Annotated in this window: 15 protein-coding genes; 8 read left to right on the forward strand and 7 right to left on the reverse strand. The window is 38.9% G+C overall.

All coding sequences use genetic code 11. From position 1 onward, the window contains the following. Positions 1-18 precede the first annotated feature (18 nt). From PHEP_RS14960 to asnS, 4 genes are all read left to right on the forward strand, one after another. Positions 19-1,635 carry a DUF4153 domain-containing protein gene (locus tag PHEP_RS14960; protein ID WP_015808823.1) on the forward strand — a complete coding sequence of 539 codons (1,617 nt, stop codon included), beginning with the start codon at positions 19-21 and terminating at the stop codon, positions 1,633-1,635. Between the two features lie 17 nt (positions 1,636-1,652). After that, entirely contained in the window at positions 1,653-2,408 is a 756-nt protein-coding gene (locus tag PHEP_RS14965) for a ferritin-like domain-containing protein (protein ID WP_015808824.1), read from the forward strand. A 40-nt stretch (positions 2,409-2,448) separates the two neighbouring features. Beyond that, positions 2,449-3,639 (forward strand): ADP-forming succinate--CoA ligase subunit beta, encoded by a 1,191-nt coding sequence (gene sucC / locus PHEP_RS14970; protein ID WP_015808825.1) that lies wholly within the window; start codon positions 2,449-2,451, stop codon positions 3,637-3,639. 515 nt (positions 3,640-4,154) lie between these two features. After that, positions 4,155-5,603: an asparagine--tRNA ligase gene (gene asnS / locus PHEP_RS14975; protein WP_015808826.1), complete on the forward strand. Its 1,449-nt coding sequence runs from the start codon at positions 4,155-4,157 to the stop codon at positions 5,601-5,603. A gap of 75 nt (positions 5,604-5,678) precedes the next feature. Here the strand turns inward: asnS and PHEP_RS14980 are convergent, their stop codons facing one another. After that, positions 5,679-7,349: an FMN-binding glutamate synthase family protein gene (locus PHEP_RS14980; RefSeq protein WP_036674157.1), complete on the reverse strand. Its 1,671-nt coding sequence runs from the start codon at positions 7,347-7,349 to the stop codon at positions 5,679-5,681. A 78-nt stretch (positions 7,350-7,427) separates the two neighbouring features. On the opposite strand from PHEP_RS14980, the gene PHEP_RS14985 reads away from it, so the two are divergent. Continuing rightward, complete coding sequence (locus PHEP_RS14985; protein ID WP_015808828.1) at positions 7,428-8,048, forward strand: L-threonylcarbamoyladenylate synthase; 621 nt, start codon at positions 7,428-7,430, stop codon at positions 8,046-8,048. 30 nt (positions 8,049-8,078) lie between these two features. Next, positions 8,079-9,266, forward strand: coding sequence for a Na+/H+ antiporter NhaA (gene nhaA / locus PHEP_RS14990; protein ID WP_015808829.1), 1,188 nt, complete (start codon positions 8,079-8,081; stop codon positions 9,264-9,266). On the opposite strand, the gene trpA is transcribed toward nhaA, so the two are convergent. The 6 genes from trpA to recR all read right to left on the reverse strand — a co-directional run bounded on the left by trpA (position 9,253) and on the right by recR (position 14,524). Next, positions 9,253-10,023, reverse strand: a complete 771-nt coding sequence (gene trpA / locus PHEP_RS14995; protein ID WP_015808830.1) for a tryptophan synthase subunit alpha — start codon at positions 10,021-10,023, stop codon at positions 9,253-9,255. The genes nhaA and trpA overlap by 14 nt on opposite strands. A gap of 19 nt (positions 10,024-10,042) precedes the next feature. Then, a complete protein-coding gene (gene trpB, locus PHEP_RS15000) occupies positions 10,043-11,224 on the reverse strand; it encodes a tryptophan synthase subunit beta (protein ID WP_015808831.1) in 1,182 nt (393 codons plus the stop codon). Continuing rightward, positions 11,221-11,853, reverse strand: a complete 633-nt coding sequence (locus tag PHEP_RS15005; RefSeq protein WP_015808832.1) for a phosphoribosylanthranilate isomerase — start codon at positions 11,851-11,853, stop codon at positions 11,221-11,223. The genes trpB and PHEP_RS15005 overlap by 4 nt, the downstream gene beginning before the upstream one ends. Positions 11,854-11,879: 26 nt before the next feature. Beyond that, on the reverse strand, positions 11,880-12,869 hold the full coding sequence (trpD, locus tag PHEP_RS15010) for an anthranilate phosphoribosyltransferase (protein ID WP_015808833.1): 990 nt from the start codon (positions 12,867-12,869) through the stop codon (positions 11,880-11,882). 216 nt (positions 12,870-13,085) lie between these two features. After that, positions 13,086-13,904: an SDR family oxidoreductase gene (locus PHEP_RS15015; RefSeq protein ID WP_015808834.1), complete on the reverse strand. Its 819-nt coding sequence runs from the start codon at positions 13,902-13,904 to the stop codon at positions 13,086-13,088. Between the two features lie 2 nt (positions 13,905-13,906). Next, the gene (gene recR, locus PHEP_RS15020) at positions 13,907-14,524 is read right to left on the reverse strand and encodes a recombination mediator RecR (protein WP_015808835.1); all 618 of its coding nucleotides are present in this window, start codon (positions 14,522-14,524) and stop codon (positions 13,907-13,909) included. Between the two features lie 99 nt (positions 14,525-14,623). Here recR and PHEP_RS15025 point away from each other — a divergent pair, with 99 nt between their 5' ends. Continuing rightward, positions 14,624-16,102, forward strand: coding sequence for a sodium:solute symporter (locus tag PHEP_RS15025; RefSeq protein ID WP_015808836.1), 1,479 nt, complete (start codon positions 14,624-14,626; stop codon positions 16,100-16,102). 18 nt (positions 16,103-16,120) lie between these two features. Beyond that, positions 16,121-16,828, forward strand: a complete 708-nt coding sequence (locus PHEP_RS15030) for an LOG family protein (RefSeq protein WP_015808837.1) — start codon at positions 16,121-16,123, stop codon at positions 16,826-16,828. The last annotated feature ends 2 nt before the right edge of the window (positions 16,829-16,830 follow it).

The following is a 16,830-nucleotide window of genomic DNA, read 5'->3' on the forward strand; positions in this document are numbered from 1 at the left end:
TTTTAACATCATACCGTTATGAAACAAAAAATAAATTTACAGCTAATGGCAACCCTTACAGGTGGTCTGCTGTTTAATTACCTCTTCTGGATGCAAAAACAAGCCATCAATCTCCTGATCTATACTATCTTTATACTAACCATCATCTTGATGGATAAAGAGAAGAGTAAGAACATAAAAAGCTATTTAGCCGGTGCCAGTCTACTGCTGGCTTCCCTCTTAGTTGTCTTCAATAAATCTGCCCTTACTATTATTACCTGGTATATCAGTTTGGCTATTGTGATTGGCATTACCCACTTTCAATTGCTCAGGAGCATCTTTACCATTATCCTGGCAGCGATTTTACAATTTGTTACTGCTCCTGTAAACCTGGTAAAAAAAATATTGGGTGCACGCTTTAGCGGGATGTTTTTTAAACCTCTGCTGAGCTCGTTTAAGTACATCATCATCCCTCTCATTGCCATTACTTTTTTCATAACACTTTATAGCGCAGCAAATAACATATTTGCCAGCTACGTTGAACAATTTTTCTCAGGTATAAATACCTTTATCAACAACATATTCAACTTTCTATTTGCCGATTTAAACTTACCACGCTTTCTGCACATTATTTTAGGCATTGTGCTTGCTGCTACAATTTTTATAAGGCTAAAGGACCTTGAACTGGAAAAAGCAGAATCAGGTTGCAACGAACAACTTATACGCCAGCGCCGGAATAAGAAAAACCGCTCTGTATTTTACGATCTAAGCCATATTTTTGCAGGCAGTTTGCTAAAACGTAAAACCGCACTAAAGACTGAGAATATCATTGGCATCATCTCCTTTTCGGCCTTAAATCTTTTGATACTTGCTTTAAACCTGATTGATATCAGCACCCTCTGGCTCGGAGAAACAACTTCCACAAATGCCAGCTACTCTGAGGCCCTGCATGATGGTGCTGAGGCATTAATTTTCAGCATTATCATGGCAATGCTGGTCATTGTTTATTTTTTTAGCGGGAACCTGAATTTCTACAGTAAAAACAGAGCACTTCGTTTACTGGCCTATTTGTGGATCTTTCAAAATGCCTTCCTGATTGCTTCTGTACTGCTCCGGGATTTACACTATATCAGTGCGCTTGGCTTAACTTATAAACGTATAGGTGTAATGGTTTTCCTGCTACTTTGCATTATTGGTCTGATTACCGTTTACCTTAAAGTATCCAAACAGAAGACTTTCTTTTACCTCTGCAAAGTAAACGGCTTTGCCTGGTATGTTCTGCTCCTTGTTTTTAGCTTTATAAACTGGGATGTATTTATTGTGTCCTACAACATTAACCATAAGGAGTCCATACGCCTCGATTTTGATCATTTAATTGGTTTTTCAGATAAAACTTTACCGCTGTTGCACCAGAATAAACAACTGCTCAGTAAATATCTTGGAACATCAGTATACGCTTCCCGACGCGAATATGATCCTCAAACACAAAGCAACCAGTTAAAGAGGACAACTGACGAGGAACAGAAACTCGCTTTTGAAAATGTTTTAAAAGAAAGGATCAGCATATTCAGGGAAGAATATAACCATGGTTCATGGCTTTCCTGGAACTACCGCGATTGGCAAACCCAGCAATATTTACTTAAAAACCGGTTATAACATTAAAACTTCAAGCTATGCACAACTCACGGTATTGGATAAACTATTTCAATCGTAATCTTAAAAACCAAAGGATCGACTGGAGTGTAAAACCCGATCTTTCTAAAATAGAAAAACAGTATATACTAAAATCGTTACAAGCCTGGCAATTAGGGGAAACATCAGAAGGCACCAATCTCATCAATGCGGCAACAAAACATGCAAAACAACTGAATGACCCTTATTATACTAACGCCATTAAACTTTTTATCAAAGAAGAGCAAAAACACGGAAGTAACCTGGGGAGGTATATAGATCTTATTGGCGAACAAAGAATTAAGAAGGATTGGGGCGATAGTTTATTCAGAAAAATAAGAGGTTTAAATAGGAATATGGAATTCTGGACCCTTGCTGTAATTACCGTAGAAAGTGCGGCGCAGATATTTTACCAATGTTTAAAAGATGCAACGGGATGCAGCTTACTTAAACAGATATGTACAGATATTTTAATTGATGAGGCTGCACATATCACTTTTCAAATTGAACGATTAAGTCTGATATATCAATATAAAAATCCAATGATCAGGACAAGTATTTATTATTTTTATAGTGTTTTCTATTTTTCAACAGCATTCACAGTTTGGATTGCCCATAAGAGACTATTTAAGGCCGGACATGTCGATTTTAATAATTACTGGATGAAGATGAAACTAAAGTTTAAAAAGACCATAAAAAAACTGAAACCTGAACAAGAAAATATAAAGCTTGAAAATACCTGTCGTCATTTGTTATAAAGCTTTTGAAGTTGTAGATTTGGACAAATTTTTTCAGCGAATGAATATCCACGAATATCAAGGTAAAGAAATACTTAAAAGTTTTGGTGTAGCCGTACAAGAAGGTATAGTTGCCGACACGGTAGAGCAGGCTGTAGAAGCTGCTAAAAAAATGAAAACTGACTACAATTCTGACTGGGTTGTAATTAAAGCTCAGATCCACGCAGGTGGACGGGGTAAAGGCGGTGGTGTAAAACTAGCCAAGAACCTTGATGAGGTTAAGGAAAGAGCAACTGCAATTTTAGGAATGCAGCTTGTAACTCCGCAAACTGGTCCTGAAGGAAAAAAAGTTAACAAGATTTTAGTTGCCCAGGATGTATATTATCCGGGAGCTTCTGAAACCAAAGAGTTCTATATAAGCGTTTTATTGAACCGTGGAAATGGAAGAAACATCATCATGTATTCGACTGAAGGTGGTATGGACATTGAAGAAGTTGCGGAGCATACCCCTCATCTGATCTTTAAAGAAGAAATTGACCCTAAAGTTGGCTTACAAGCATTTCAGGCACGCAAAATTGCTTTTAATTTAGGTTTAAGCGGTGCGGCTTTTAAAGAAATGGTAAAATTTGTAACTGCACTTTACAAAGCTTATGACAGCACGGATTCTGCGATGTTCGAAATCAATCCAGTGTTAAAAACTTCTGATGACAAGATCATCGCTGTTGATGCTAAAGTTGATCTGGATGAGAATGCATTGTTCCGTCATCCTGATTATGCAGCAATGCGCGATAAACTGGAAGAAGATCCTACAGATGTGGAAGCAAGTGAATCTAACCTTAATTATGTAAAGCTTGACGGGAACGTGGGTTGTATGGTTAATGGTGCCGGTTTAGCTATGGCTACTATGGACATCATTAAGATTGCCGGTGGCGAACCTGCTAACTTCCTTGATGTTGGTGGTACTGCAAATGCACAAACTGTAAAGGCTGGTTTTAACATTATACTTAAAGACCCCAACGTAAAAGCAATCCTGATCAATATATTTGGTGGTATTGTACGTTGTGACCGGGTTGCACAAGGAGTAATAGATGCATATAATGAAATTGGTAATGTTCCGGTTCCTATCATTTGCCGTTTACAAGGTACCAATGCTGAAGAGGCGAAAAAACTGATAGATGAATCAGGATTGAAAGTTTATTCAGCTATTGCTTTAAAAGAAGCATCTGACCTGGTAACTAAAGTTTTAGCTTAGAAGATCATTCTCAATAATAAAAGAGAGTATCCGAAAGGTACTCTCTTTTTTTGTGCATTTTTTTCACCTTCTTAAAAAGAAAAGGCCTACATCCATCCAGATGTAGGCCTTTCTAACCAAATATAAATTAAACGAGCATTACAAATATAGAGATATATTCCAATTATACACTAAAAAACAAATAAAAAATTAAAATATTTTATATAAAAATCGAAATAACAATAAAATAATAGAAAAAACATTTAAAAATAAATGAAAAAACCAATTAACTACACACTAAACTCATAAAAACCACAATAAATTAACTATAAAATCAAAAAAAATAAAAAATACAAACAAATAATACAACAAAAACAATTATTTAATGCATAAAAAATCAAAAACACCAAAAAAATAATAAAATAACACAGAAAAATCACTGCACAACGTGAAAAAAGACCAAAACAGAACTCGAAATATTATACTGTTATTTATTGGTAGAATTCCTTAATTTTGACGCTCTTCACAATAAAATCATGATACACAGAGAAAAAGTAAAGAGTCTGCTCGAGACAGAAGAGTTTAACAGAGAAGTAACAGTTATGGGTTGGGTACGTACCTTCCGTAACAATCAGTTTATAGCTATAAATGATGGCTCCTGCATGGGAAACATCCAGGTTGTTGTTGATTTTAATCATACGGATGAAGCCTTATTGAAACGCATTACTACTGGTGCAGCAATTGCTGTAAATGGTATTATTGTGGAATCCGTTGGAAAAGGACAAAGAGTTGATATAAAAGCAACCTCCATAGAAATACTAGGTGATAGTGATCCGGAGAAATTCCCTTTACAACCTAAAAAACATAGCTTAGAGTTTTTAAGGGAAATCGCACACCTGCGTTTTCGTACCAATACTTTTAATGCGATATTTAAGGTACGCCATGCACTGGCCTTTGCAATACACCAGTTTTACAATGAAAGAGGCTTTGTGTATATGCACACACCAATTATTACAGCTTCAGATGCTGAAGGTGCCGGAGAAATGTTCAGAGTAACGACACTTGACCTGGAAAACCCGCCACGCACTGAAGATGGTAAGGTAGATTTTTCTGAGGATTTCTTTGCCCGCTCTACAAACCTAACAGTTTCAGGTCAGCTGGAAGGCGAGCTTGCGGCTATGGCATTTGGACAGATTTATACTTTCGGACCAACCTTTAGGGCTGAAAACTCAAATACAACACGCCATCTGGCTGAATTCTGGATGGTAGAGCCTGAGGTTGCTTTTGCCGACCTGGAAGACAACATGCAGCTGGCAGAGGACATGCTCAAATACGTGATCCGTTATGCTTTGGACAACTGCGCAACAGAAATTGATTTCTTAAACAACAGGTTACTGGAAGAAGAGAAATCAAAACCACAAAATGAGCGCAGTGAAATGTCGCTGATTGAAAAATTAAATTTCTGTCTGGATAATGATTTTGAAAGGTTAACGTATACCGAAGCCATTAAAATTTTAAAATCGTCGAAACCAAATCAGAAAAAACAGTTCAAATACCTGATTGATGAATGGGGTGCTGACCTGCAATCGGAACACGAGCGCTACCTGGTTGAAAAACATTTTAAGAAACCGGTAATCCTGACAGATTACCCTGCCGATATTAAATCATTTTACATGAGACAAAATGAACCCGATGAAGTGGGAAGAAAAACGGTAGCCGCAATGGATATCCTTTTCCCTGGAATAGGAGAAATGGTTGGAGGTTCACAAAGGGAAGAACGTATGGATAAATTGGTTGCCAGAATGGAAGAACTAAATATTCCACAGGAAGAACTTTGGTGGTTTTTAGACACCAGACGTTTCGGTTCGGCACCGCACTCTGGTTTTGGCCTTGGCTTTGAAAGACTTGTTCTTTTTGTAAGTGGCATGACCAACATCAGGGATGTTATTGCATTTCCCCGTTTCCCTAAGAATGCAGAATTTTAACCTCTAAAACAACTATATAAAAAAGCCGTAAACAATTTTTGTTGTTTACGGCTTTTTTATTGAGCACCCTCCGGATTAAGAATTATTCTTATGTTCAGCCATATCATCCGAATAAGAATTCGCATGTGCATAATCAACCATCGATACTTTATAATCTGTTGGATTAAAACTAGCTGATGTACTGAGTGCCATACCCAGTTCAAAACGCATCGGATAAGGCGTTTGCAGTAAACTTCCTTCAGGGATATAAGGAAAACTCTCCATATAAGAATGCATTACATTTGGCGCTATCCGCCTGTTGATATAAGCTCTTGTAAGCTGATATGGATGGTGTAAACCTGCGGCCCCCAGCAATTCAACTGCACTGGCCACAGTAAGTCGGTGGAAATTGAATACCCTCACCTTTTTATCTTCTACTACAAGACCCTTCATTAAACTCGGATCTTGTGTAGCTACACCAGTAGGACATGTATTGCTGTTACACTCTAAAGCTTGGATACAACCCAATGCAAACATCATACCCCTGGCAGAATTACATAAATCAGCCCCAAGGGCAATATTTTTAACCAGATCGAAGCCTGAAGCTACTTTTCCGGATGCAATAATCTTGATGTGTTGTTTCAGGTTAAAACCACTAAGTACATCATATACAAAAGCTACTGCTTCTCTTAAAGGCATGCCAACAGCATTCGAAAACTCCTGAGGCGAAGCACCGGTACCACCCTCTCCACCATCTACGGTAATAAAATCAACATAAATCCCGGTTTCCACCATTGCCTTACAAATAGCAAAAAACTCGCTTCTCCGGCCAATGCACAACTTAATTCCAATTGGCTTACCACCCGATAATTCACGCAGCTGCTTTACAAAAGCAACGAGTTCCAAAGGGGTCCTGAAAGCTGAATGTGAAGGTGGAGAAATCACATCATAGCCTTCTTTTACCAGCCTGATCCTGGCTATTTCTGGTGTTACTTTTTTGGCAGGCAAAATTCCTCCATGCCCCGGTTTAGCACCCTGGGAAAGTTTAATTTCGATCATTTTAACCTGATCGGATTTAGACCTTTGGGCAAAAGCTTCAGGATTAAAAGAACCATCATCGTGGTTACGACAGCCAAAATAACCTGTTCCGATTTGCCAGATCAGGTCGCCACCAGGATTGGCATGGTAATCACTAATCCCTCCCTCACCTGTATTATGTGCGAAACCACCCAGTTTGGCACCACCGTTTAAAGCAAGGATAGCATTCTGGCTTAAAGAACCGAAGCTCATAGCAGATATGTTATAGATACTGGCAGAATAAGGCTGGGTACAGTTCGGACCACCGACAAGTACACGAGGGCTCTCTTCCAGCTCGTGATGACTGATGGCTGAAATACTATGACTTAACCACTCATAACCGTTTTCATATACGTCAAGTTGTGTTCCAAAAGGAATAGTATCGTTCTCCATTTTTGCACGCTGATAGATCAACGAACGATTTAAACGGCTAAATGGCTTGCCATTGGTATCACTCTCTACAAAATACTGGTATATTTTTGGCCGCAGGTCTTCCATAAAATACCTTAAACGGCCTACAACCGGGTAGTTGCGGACAATACTATGCTTAGGCTGGTATAAGTCGTAAATGCCCAATAAAACCACCGGGCCTGTAAAAATAAACAACCACCATAACGGTGCGTAGGTAAGGCCTAACATTATGGTAAGCGCTACCAAAAATGCTGCAATAGCGATGAATGCTTTTCTCATACGTATCAATTTACTAAAAAACATGCCAATTGAACAATAATAATCCAATTTCGGTCTAACATTTGTGTAATTTTACACATGCTTATCAAAATCTATCCCGAAAATCCCAATCCAAAAGCAATCGAACAGATTGTTGATGTACTTAAAAAGGGTGGCTTAATCATATATCCTACTGATACGGTTTATGGTTTGGGCTGTGACATTACGAACCAAAAGGCCATCGAAAAGATATGTCGTCTTAGGGGTATAAAGCCTGAAAAGGCCAATTTTTCTTTCATATGCTCGGATTTAAGACATATTTCCGATTTCATCAAACCTATTGATACAGCAACATTCAGGGTATTAAAAAAGGCCCTACCGGGCCCTTTTACCTTTATTTTAAATGCAAACAATAACGTACCCAAACTATTAAGTTCCAATAAAAAAACAGTTGGTATTAGGGTACCAGATAATGACATTGCCAGAGAAATTGTAAGGCAACTTGGCAACCCTATTCTATCTACGTCCATCCGTGATGACGATGAAGTAATAGAGTATTCTACCGATCCGGAACTGATCCATGAGAAATATGAAAATACAGTTGATATGGTGATAGATGGTGGTTTTGGCGACAATGAAGCTTCCACGGTAGTAGACTGTACTTCCGGCGACTTTGAGATCATCCGTGAAGGAAAAGGAGATTTGGATAGCTTTCTGTAATTTTTATCCAAAATAGCTATATTTACCAGTATGGCTAAATTACTCAACCTACAGGCATTTAAAGATTTTTTCCGTTCAGGTCAAATTGGTGGGGTAATATTATTGATTTGTGTGGCAATTTCACTCTTCATTGCCAATTCATCTTATGCCACCGCATTTGCCGATTTTTTAGCTACAGACTTCGGGTTTACCTTTGGTGCCAATGCCTATGTTTTTTCAGTATCTGCCTGGATTAATGATGCCTTAATGGCTGTATTCTTTTTACTGGTTGGCCTGGAAATTAAACGTGAAATGGTGGAAGGGGAATTGTCATCGATTAAGAAAGCTTCGCTACCAGTAGTAGCTGCTCTTGGTGGCATGCTGGTACCTGCATTTATCTATTTTATGTTCAATAAAGGTGAAAATACAGCATCAGGCTGGGGAATACCTATGGCTACAGATATTGCTTTTGCACTGGCCATTATTTCTATGCTTGGTAAACATGTACCTACCTCTTTAAAAGTATTTCTGGCTGCACTCGCTATTGTTGACGACCTTGGTGCTATCCTTGTCATCGCTATTTTTTATACCAATGAAGTGCATTTTGATTATTTGCTGATGGCAGCTGGTATAGTAGCACTGCTGCTGGTCTTCAATTTTTTAAATGTAAAACCACTTTACTTTTACCTGATACCAGGTGTGTTTTTATGGTACTTCATCCATCACTCGGGAATACATGCCACCATTGCTGGCGTTTTACTGGCCTTAACCATCCCCACAAACAATACGAATGTTGAATCTCCACTGGAAAAACTGGAACATCTGCTGAATGGCCCGGTAAACTACTTTATCATGCCTATTTTTGCACTGGCCAATACCAATATCACTTTTCAGAAAGAAATGGTCAGCGGATTGATATCGCCACTTGGTTTTGGAATTATTACAGGTTTATTTATAGGAAAAACCATTGGTGTAACCTTGTTTTCATGGGCAGCGGTAAAACTTAAGCTGGGTAGTTTACCATCCAGATCTGGCTGGAAACACATTATTGGTCTGGGTATGCTTGCTGGTATTGGCTTTACCATGTCTATTTTCATATCCCTTTTATCTTTCAGCGATGTCCTTCATGTTACAGAAGCGAAGTTTGCTGTGCTCTGCGCTTCTGTACTATCAGGTATAGCGGGGTTTGTATTTTTAAAATCAATCCCCAAAAAGAAACCAGCAGTTAATCCTGCTTAAAATTTTGCATAAAGGTTTCAATACTTCCTTTTAAATTGCTTGTATCCAGCGCTTTTACAAATGCACTACCTATAATAGCCCCATTGGCATATTCACAGGCTTTATCAAAGGTTTCTTTACTACTGATACCAAAACCAATCATAGTTGGGTTCTTTAATTTAAGATCTGCTATCCTTGAAAAATAGGCTTCAGTATGGTTAGATACCTGCAGATTTTGCCCGGTTGTTGCCGATGAAGATAACAGATAGATGAATCCGTTACTTAAACTATCGATTTTCTGAATGCGGTCTGCAGCCGTTTGCGGAGTAATCAGGAATATATTGCTTAAACCATATTTAGCAAAAACTGGCTGGTAAAGTCTTTCGTATTCTACCATAGGCAAATCGGGGACAATGCAACCATCTACTCCAACTTCAGCACAGGCTTTACAGAAATTCTCGACACCAAACTGTAACACCGGGTTTACATAGCCCATTAATAAAACAGGTATACTGACGGTTTTACGCAAATCTTTTAGTTGCTGAAACAGGAGTTTAAGATCCATTCCATTATCTAGCGCCTGCTTGCTGCTGGCCTGTATAATTGGTCCATCTGCTACAGGATCTGAATAAGGAAAACCAATTTCCAATAGATTGGCCCCTGATTTTTCCAATTCTTCTGCAATAGCTAAAGTATCGCCTAAATTGGGATAACCAGCTGTGTAATATATTGAAAGTATATTTTTCTTTTCCTGAAATAATTGTTGTAATCTGTTCATATTGGTGTTGTACCTTCGTTTATAAATTAAAGTATTTCATATAGGTATCCATGTCTTTATCTCCTCTTCCTGAAAGACAAACAACTACATTTTCTTTACCGGTAAAGGTCATTTTCTCTAAATAAGCCAGTGCATGCGCACTTTCAATTGCCGGAATAATACCTTCCATCTGGGTAAGCAACAAACCTGCCTGTAAAGATTCATCATCGGTAATGGACACATACAGGCCACGCCCCGTTTTAAATAAATGCGCATGCTGAGGGCCAATGCCAGGGTAATCCAGACCTGCAGATACAGAATGTGGTTCTACCACCTGTCCGTCCGGTGTTTGCATCAAAATGCTTCTGCTTCCATGCAGTACACCTTCTTTACCCAAAGCTGTAGTAGCCGCTGAAAATCCACTATCAATCCCCTTACCCCCTGCTTCAACAGCGATCAGTTTAACTTTTTCATCCTCTATAAAATGATAAAACATGCCCATCGCATTACTACCACCACCTACACAGGCCAGCACATAATCCGGCTGGTCATTTCCGGTTTGTTCTATAAGTTGTTTCTTAGTTTCTTCGGATATGATGGATTGAAAAATAGCCACCATATCCGGATAAGGATGGGGACCGACTACAGATCCTATAATATAATGGGTATCCACGGGATTATTGATCCAATCACGCATCGCCTCGTTGGTTGCATCTTTTAAAGTTTTACTACCTGAGGTTGCCGGCACTACTTTAGCACCCAGCATTTTCATCCGGGCCACATTAGGGGCCTGGCGCTTAATGTCAACTTCCCCCATATATACCACGCACTCCAGGCCACGTAATGCGCAAACTGTGGCTGTAGCCACCCCATGTTGCCCTGCACCAGTTTCGGCAATGATCCGTTTTTTCCCAAGGCGTTCTGCCAGCAGGATCTGCCCGATGGTATTGTTGATCTTATGGGCACCAGTATGGTTCAGGTCTTCACGTTTTAGAAATATATTCGCATTGTACTTTTTTGAGAGCCTTTTGGCCAGGTACAATGGGGATGGCCTGCCCACATAATCTTTCAGCAGCTGATGAAACTCTTTCTGGAATGATTCGTCCTCAATTATTTTAAGGTAATTCTGTCTCAGTTCCTCTACGTTAGGGTACAGCATTTCGGGAATGTAAGCTCCACCAAAATCTCCGTAATAACCTTTTTCATTTACAAAATAACTCATAATGCATTCTTAAAATCTGTCAATTTATCTATGTCTTTTAAACAAGGGGCAAGTTCAAACTTACTATTAATGTCTATGGCGTAAAGACGGGTATCTGTTATATTTTTTAGTTGCGCTATGCTATCAGGGCCAATTCCCCCACTTAAAAAGTAAGGTTTATTTAAAGTATACTTTTCAAGAAGACTCCAGTTAAAGGTTTTACCGGAACCCCCATGACCTGCTGTCTGGGTATCAAAAAGAAAATAATCCACCACCGGTTCATAGCTTTTCAGCTGGCTGAAATCAAAGTGCTCATCAATTCCAAATGCCTTGATTAGAACAATACCATGGTCGGCAAGCAAACCTTTTAAAGCAATGCAATACTTTACAGGTTCAGAACCATGAAGTTGTACAGCATTTAATCCATATAAAATTGCCAGTTCGGCAACTTTGTTCAATTCTTCATTTACAAAAACCCCTGTTTTTTTAATCCCCGCGGGCAGGTTACGTACAAATGAAGGCGTGAGGCCTGCAATAAACCGTTTAGACTGCCTGTAAAAGATGAAACCTAAATAATCAGGCCTTAGCGCAGCTACAGCCTCAATATTATCTGTGAGCTTCATTCCACATACTTTTAGTTTAGGTTTCATTTTATCTCCGGAATTTATCTAAATTTTTATTTTCCTATCAGTTTTTTAAAACTATCCATTGCCTTTAAACCCATTAAAGAAGATTCGGCCTCATAAAAACAATCTGCAAAAGTTTTGGAGGCATCGATGGTTCTGATGGCCAGTGCGGCATTGCAAAGTACTACATTATTTTGCTCATCAGTGCCCTTTCCGCTTAGTACATTGGTAAATATCCGGGCGGATGATTCGACAGTATCGCCACCTTTTATTTTATCTTCAGTGATCTGTTCAAAACCCAGATCGCTTACCTTCATTAATGCTTCACCATTTTTGCTAAAAGTTTTAATATCACAGGTTAAAGAAATCTCATCAAAACCGCCAACAGCATGCAATATCGTATAGTTTTTATCGGTATCCTGATAGAGATAGGCATATAATCGGGCTAGTTCCAGACTAAAAACCCCCACAATCTGGTTTTTAGGTTGTGCGGGGTTTACCATTGGCCCCAGCATGTTAAAAAAGGTTTTTACACCAAGTTCTTTACGGATTGGCGCTACAGTTTTCATGGCCGGGTTAAATAAAGGTGCATGAATAAAACAGATACCAGCATGATCCAGGCTTCTTTTTAAGAGATCCTGATCATTGGTAAAGGTATAACCCAGATACTCCATTACATTAGATGAGCCGCAGCCCGAGGACACTCCATAATTACCATGTTTGGCCACTTTATAGCCAGCGCCAGCTACAACAAAGGATGCCAGGGTTGAAATGTTAAAGGTATCTTTACCATCTCCTCCTGTACCACAAAGGTCTACCAGTTCAAAATCAGAAAAATCGAGTCTGATGCAAAGATCCAGCATAGCATCGCGGAAACCCTGAAGCTCTTCAACTGTAATGTTGCGCATGCCGTAAGCCGTAATAAAAGCAGCAATTTGCGAAGTATTAAACTCGCCTAAAGCAATAGCGGTTAAAATTTTTTGTGCCTCGGCTCGGCTAAAGGTTCTGTTTTCGAATAAGTGGTTGAGTATCTTCTTCATATTATGACTTCTAAAAAGAAGTTTAAAAAGTTGTAAAACAAAAAAGGTTGCCTTAAAGCAACCCTCAAATATTATTATATAAAATAAAAACGTTCAATACAGGGTTACACTACGCATTTGCGTTGTGCCACCACCATTTATTAAGTCCGTTTGTTAATATCATTAACGCAAATATGGAATTGTTTTTGCAAAGGAACAAGTGTTTCGCAAAAAAAATTATTTAACTAAGGCATTCTTTTCTTTGGTAAAATGATTAAACACCAGTTTATCTGCAAGTGCAGGCAGCAATTTATTGATCCAGACCGTAAGCTTGCCCTGCCCTGTCATTATCAGCGTGCGTTTACGTGCAGCAATTCCATTAGCAATATTTACGGCAACTTCTTCTGCACTCATCATTTTCCCTTCTTCCATACTGGTTTCACCGTGGGAAGTCCCGTCTTTTGCCAAAGCTGCTACACGGATATTGGAAGTGGTAAAACCCGGGCAGGCCACCATTACGTGCACTCCTGTTTTGAGCAGTTCGGTACGTAAGGACTCCATAAATCCATTCATTGCAAATTTAGAAGAAGAATATCCGGTGCGGCCCGGCAAGCCACGATAACCCGCTATAGAGGACACGCCAATAATGCTGCCCTTGGTTTTAAGTATTTCAGGCAAAGCATATTTTGTGCAATATACAGCACCCCAGAAGTTTACATCCATCAGGTTTTTTAACACTGCAAGCTCTACTTCATTAAACAATGCCCGCATAGAAAGACCTGCGTTATTGATGAGCATATCAATTTTATTGAAAGTAACCAAAGCCTGTTTAACCATCAGTATGCAATCTTCTTCTTTACTCACATCAACCTGCACAGCTATAGCTTTTATGCTGTATCTCCTTTCAAGATCAGCTGTAATTTCACAAAGGGTTACATATTGTCTTGCAGCCAGTACCAGGTTTGCCCCCCGTTTTGCAAATTCTTCGGCGCAAGCTTTTCCAATACCTGAAGACGCGCCGGTAATTATAACTACTTTATTTTTAAAAAAATCCATTGTTATTTAATTAATGAGTTTTGGTAAGGCACACGGGTTACGATAGACCTGCCCAGGGTGATTTCATCGGCGTATTCCAATTCTCCGCCAAAGGCAATTCCCCTGGCGATGGTTGTAATTGGGATCTGGAAATCTTTAAGCCGCTTATATAAATAAAAAAGTGTGGTATCTCCCTCCATAGTGGCACTTAAAGCCAGGATAACCTCTTTTACAGGAGTTGTTGCCACGCGCTGCACCAATGAATCAATAAAAAGATCTGAAGGGCCTATGCCATCCATTGGAGAAATCAAACCGCCAAGCACATGATAAACACCAAAATACTGACCTGTATTTTCGACTGCCATTACATCCCTGGTATCCTCTACCACACATATCAACTCTTTTTCTCTTTTTCCGGCTGTGCAGATATTGCAGGTATGCTGATCAGAAATGTTATGACATACACTACAGTGTTTTATTTCTTTTCTAAGCCTGATAAGCACATTTCCAAAATGGTCCACTTCTTCCTGTTCTTTATTCAGCAAGTGCAACACCAATCTCAAAGCAGTTTTTTGTCCAACTCCGGGTAGCTTGGAAAATTCATTGACAGCATCTTCAAGCAGTTTAGAAGAAAAGTTCATTTTACAAATTTAAATAAAATTGACCAACATTTTTATTTGGTTTTATTAGGAGAAACTCATGATGGTTTCTTACATTTATCAGCTTAATTAAACCACTATATGAGTCCGATTATTCTTTTGTCCTTTCTTCTAGGCTATTTTGCTTTATTAGTTGGGGTGGCTTATTTCACCTCAAGAAACAACTCAGACAACTCTTCTTTCTTCATTGCAAACAGAAATTCCAAATGGTACCTGGTCGCTTTTGGAATGATAGGAACGGCATTATCCGGCGTAACTTTTATATCGGTACCCGGGGCTGTAGGCAAAAGTGATTTTGGTTATTTTCAGTTCATACTGGGCAATGCAGTCGGCTTTATCATTATTGCTACGGTATTGCTCCCATTATATTACAGGTTAAATATCATTTCTATTTATACCTATCTTGAAAGACGTCTGGGTTTCTGGAGTTATAAAAGCGGTGCCGTAATTTTCCTGGTATCCCGTACTATTGGGTCTGCTTTTAGGCTTTACCTTGTTGCTATTGTGTTGCAGAAGTTCATTTTTGATGCCTGGAGTATACCTTTCTGGTTAACTATAGTTATCTGCCTGGTACTCATCTGGCTGTACACACACAAAGGAGGATTAAAAACTATTATCATTACCGATACCTTGCAAACAGTATTCCTTTTGCTATCTGTAGTGCTATCAATCATATTTATTGCCAGATCTTTAAACCTGGATATTGCCGGTACTTTCGAGGCTGTAAAAAACAGTAGCTATTCCAAAATCTTTTTCTGGGAGGATTTTCTGGGTAGTAAAACGCATTTCCTCAAGCAGTTTTTTGGGGGTATTTTTGTAACCATTGCCATGACCGGACTGGATCAGGATTTGATGCAGAAAAACCTAAGTATGAAAACCATTGGCGAAGCACAAAAAAATATGTTCACCTTCACCACCGTTTTTGTGATCATGAATATCTTCTTTTTAAGTGTAGGTGCTTTGTTATATCTTTTCGCTGCAAAAAACGGAATTGATGTTGCAGCATTAAAAACACCTGACCACCTTTATCCGGAAATTGCATTAAACCACCTGAATGTCATACCAGGCATTATTTTTATGCTGGGATTAACCGCCGCGACATTTGCGACCACTGATTCGGCATTAACGGCATTAACAACTTCATTTTGTGTAGATTTTTTACATTTCGATAAAAAAGCCGATCAGAATGATCCTGCACTGGTTAGCAAACGGCACTTGGTGCACATTGGATTCTCTGTGCTGATGGTCGTTGTGATCATGATCTTTAAAATCATCAACGATGACTCGGTAGTAAATGCCATTTTTAAAGCAGCCGGGTATACTTACGGACCATTGGTAGGTCTTTTTGGTTTTGGAATGCTGACTAAAAAGGCTGTAACCGACAAGCTTGTACCTTATATCTGTATACTTTCACCAATATTGTGCTTTATAATTGATATCAATTCTTTAAACTGGTTTGGATACGCTTTAGGTTTTGAACTGATCATATTAAATGGATTACTTACATTTGTTATGCTTTGGATTACTGGTAAAACATCAACAACCCAAACCAAATTCTAATACCTTAATACCTATCGAATGACAAGTGAAGAGAAAATAAGAAGTGCTTTTGAGAATAAAAACTGGCAGGAAATAAAAGTTACAGATTCCTGGCAGATCTTTAAAATAATGGCCGAATTTGTGGATGGTTTCGAGAAATTAGCTAAAATTGGACCTTGCGTATCCATATTTGGTTCGGCTAGGACTGCAGAAACGAATAAATATTACGAAATAGCTGTCGAATGTGGTAGATTGTTAACAGAACGTGGGTATGGTGTAATTACCGGCGGTGGTCCCGGTATTATGGAAGCAGGTAATAAAGGTGCCCACATGAATGGGGGTAAATCAGTAGGATTAAATATAGACCTGCCATTTGAACAGTTCCACAACAAATATATTGACCACAATAAATTGCTGGAATTTGATTACTTTTTTATCAGGAAAGTGATGTTCATGAAATACTCTCAGGGCTTTATTGTATTACCTGGAGGAATGGGCACTATGGATGAGCTGTTTGAGGCAATTACGCTGATCCAGACAGGAAAGGTTGCTCGTTTCCCGATCGTGCTGGTTGGAAAGGAATACTGGGGTGGATTGGTAGAATGGATCAAGAATACCATGCTGCAAAAAGAACATAATATTCATGCTGAAGATCTGAATTTATTTCGCCTGGTAGATACAGCCGCTGAGGCTGCTGAACATATTTTCAGGTTCTATGAGAAATATGTATTGAAACCGAATTTCTAAAC

Origin of the sequence: Pedobacter heparinus DSM 2366 (assembly GCF_000023825.1) — a bacterium.
GTDB lineage: Bacteria > Bacteroidota > Bacteroidia > Sphingobacteriales > Sphingobacteriaceae > Pedobacter > Pedobacter heparinus.

What these genes read in the sequence shown, in the direction of transcription:
- PHEP_RS15030 (WP_015808837.1), top strand. Translation starts at nt 16,121, where the DNA reads ATGACAAGTGAAGAGAAAATAAGAAGTGCTTTTGAGAATAAAAACTGG.
- PHEP_RS14960 (WP_015808823.1), top strand. Translation starts at nt 19, where the DNA reads ATGAAACAAAAAATAAATTTACAGCTAATGGCAACCCTTACAGGTGGT.
- asnS (WP_015808826.1), top strand. Translation starts at nt 4,155, where the DNA reads ATGATACACAGAGAAAAAGTAAAGAGTCTGCTCGAGACAGAAGAGTTT.
- PHEP_RS14980 (WP_036674157.1), bottom strand. Translation starts at nt 7,349, where the DNA reads ATGAGAAAAGCATTCATCGCTATTGCAGCATTTTTGGTAGCGCTTACC.
- PHEP_RS14965 (WP_015808824.1), top strand. Translation starts at nt 1,653, where the DNA reads ATGCACAACTCACGGTATTGGATAAACTATTTCAATCGTAATCTTAAA.
- PHEP_RS14985 (WP_015808828.1), top strand. Translation starts at nt 7,428, where the DNA reads ATGCTTATCAAAATCTATCCCGAAAATCCCAATCCAAAAGCAATCGAA.
- nhaA (WP_015808829.1), top strand. Translation starts at nt 8,079, where the DNA reads ATGGCTAAATTACTCAACCTACAGGCATTTAAAGATTTTTTCCGTTCA.
- PHEP_RS15015 (WP_015808834.1), bottom strand. Translation starts at nt 13,904, where the DNA reads ATGGATTTTTTTAAAAATAAAGTAGTTATAATTACCGGCGCGTCTTCA.
- recR (WP_015808835.1), bottom strand. Translation starts at nt 14,524, where the DNA reads ATGAACTTTTCTTCTAAACTGCTTGAAGATGCTGTCAATGAATTTTCC.
- trpA (WP_015808830.1), bottom strand. Translation starts at nt 10,023, where the DNA reads ATGAACAGATTACAACAATTATTTCAGGAAAAGAAAAATATACTTTCA.
- trpB (WP_015808831.1), bottom strand. Translation starts at nt 11,224, where the DNA reads ATGAGTTATTTTGTAAATGAAAAAGGTTATTACGGAGATTTTGGTGGA.
- trpD (WP_015808833.1), bottom strand. Translation starts at nt 12,869, where the DNA reads ATGAAGAAGATACTCAACCACTTATTCGAAAACAGAACCTTTAGCCGA.
- PHEP_RS15025 (WP_015808836.1), top strand. Translation starts at nt 14,624, where the DNA reads ATGAGTCCGATTATTCTTTTGTCCTTTCTTCTAGGCTATTTTGCTTTA.
- PHEP_RS15005 (WP_015808832.1), bottom strand. Translation starts at nt 11,853, where the DNA reads ATGAAACCTAAACTAAAAGTATGTGGAATGAAGCTCACAGATAATATT.
- sucC (WP_015808825.1), top strand. Translation starts at nt 2,449, where the DNA reads ATGAATATCCACGAATATCAAGGTAAAGAAATACTTAAAAGTTTTGGT.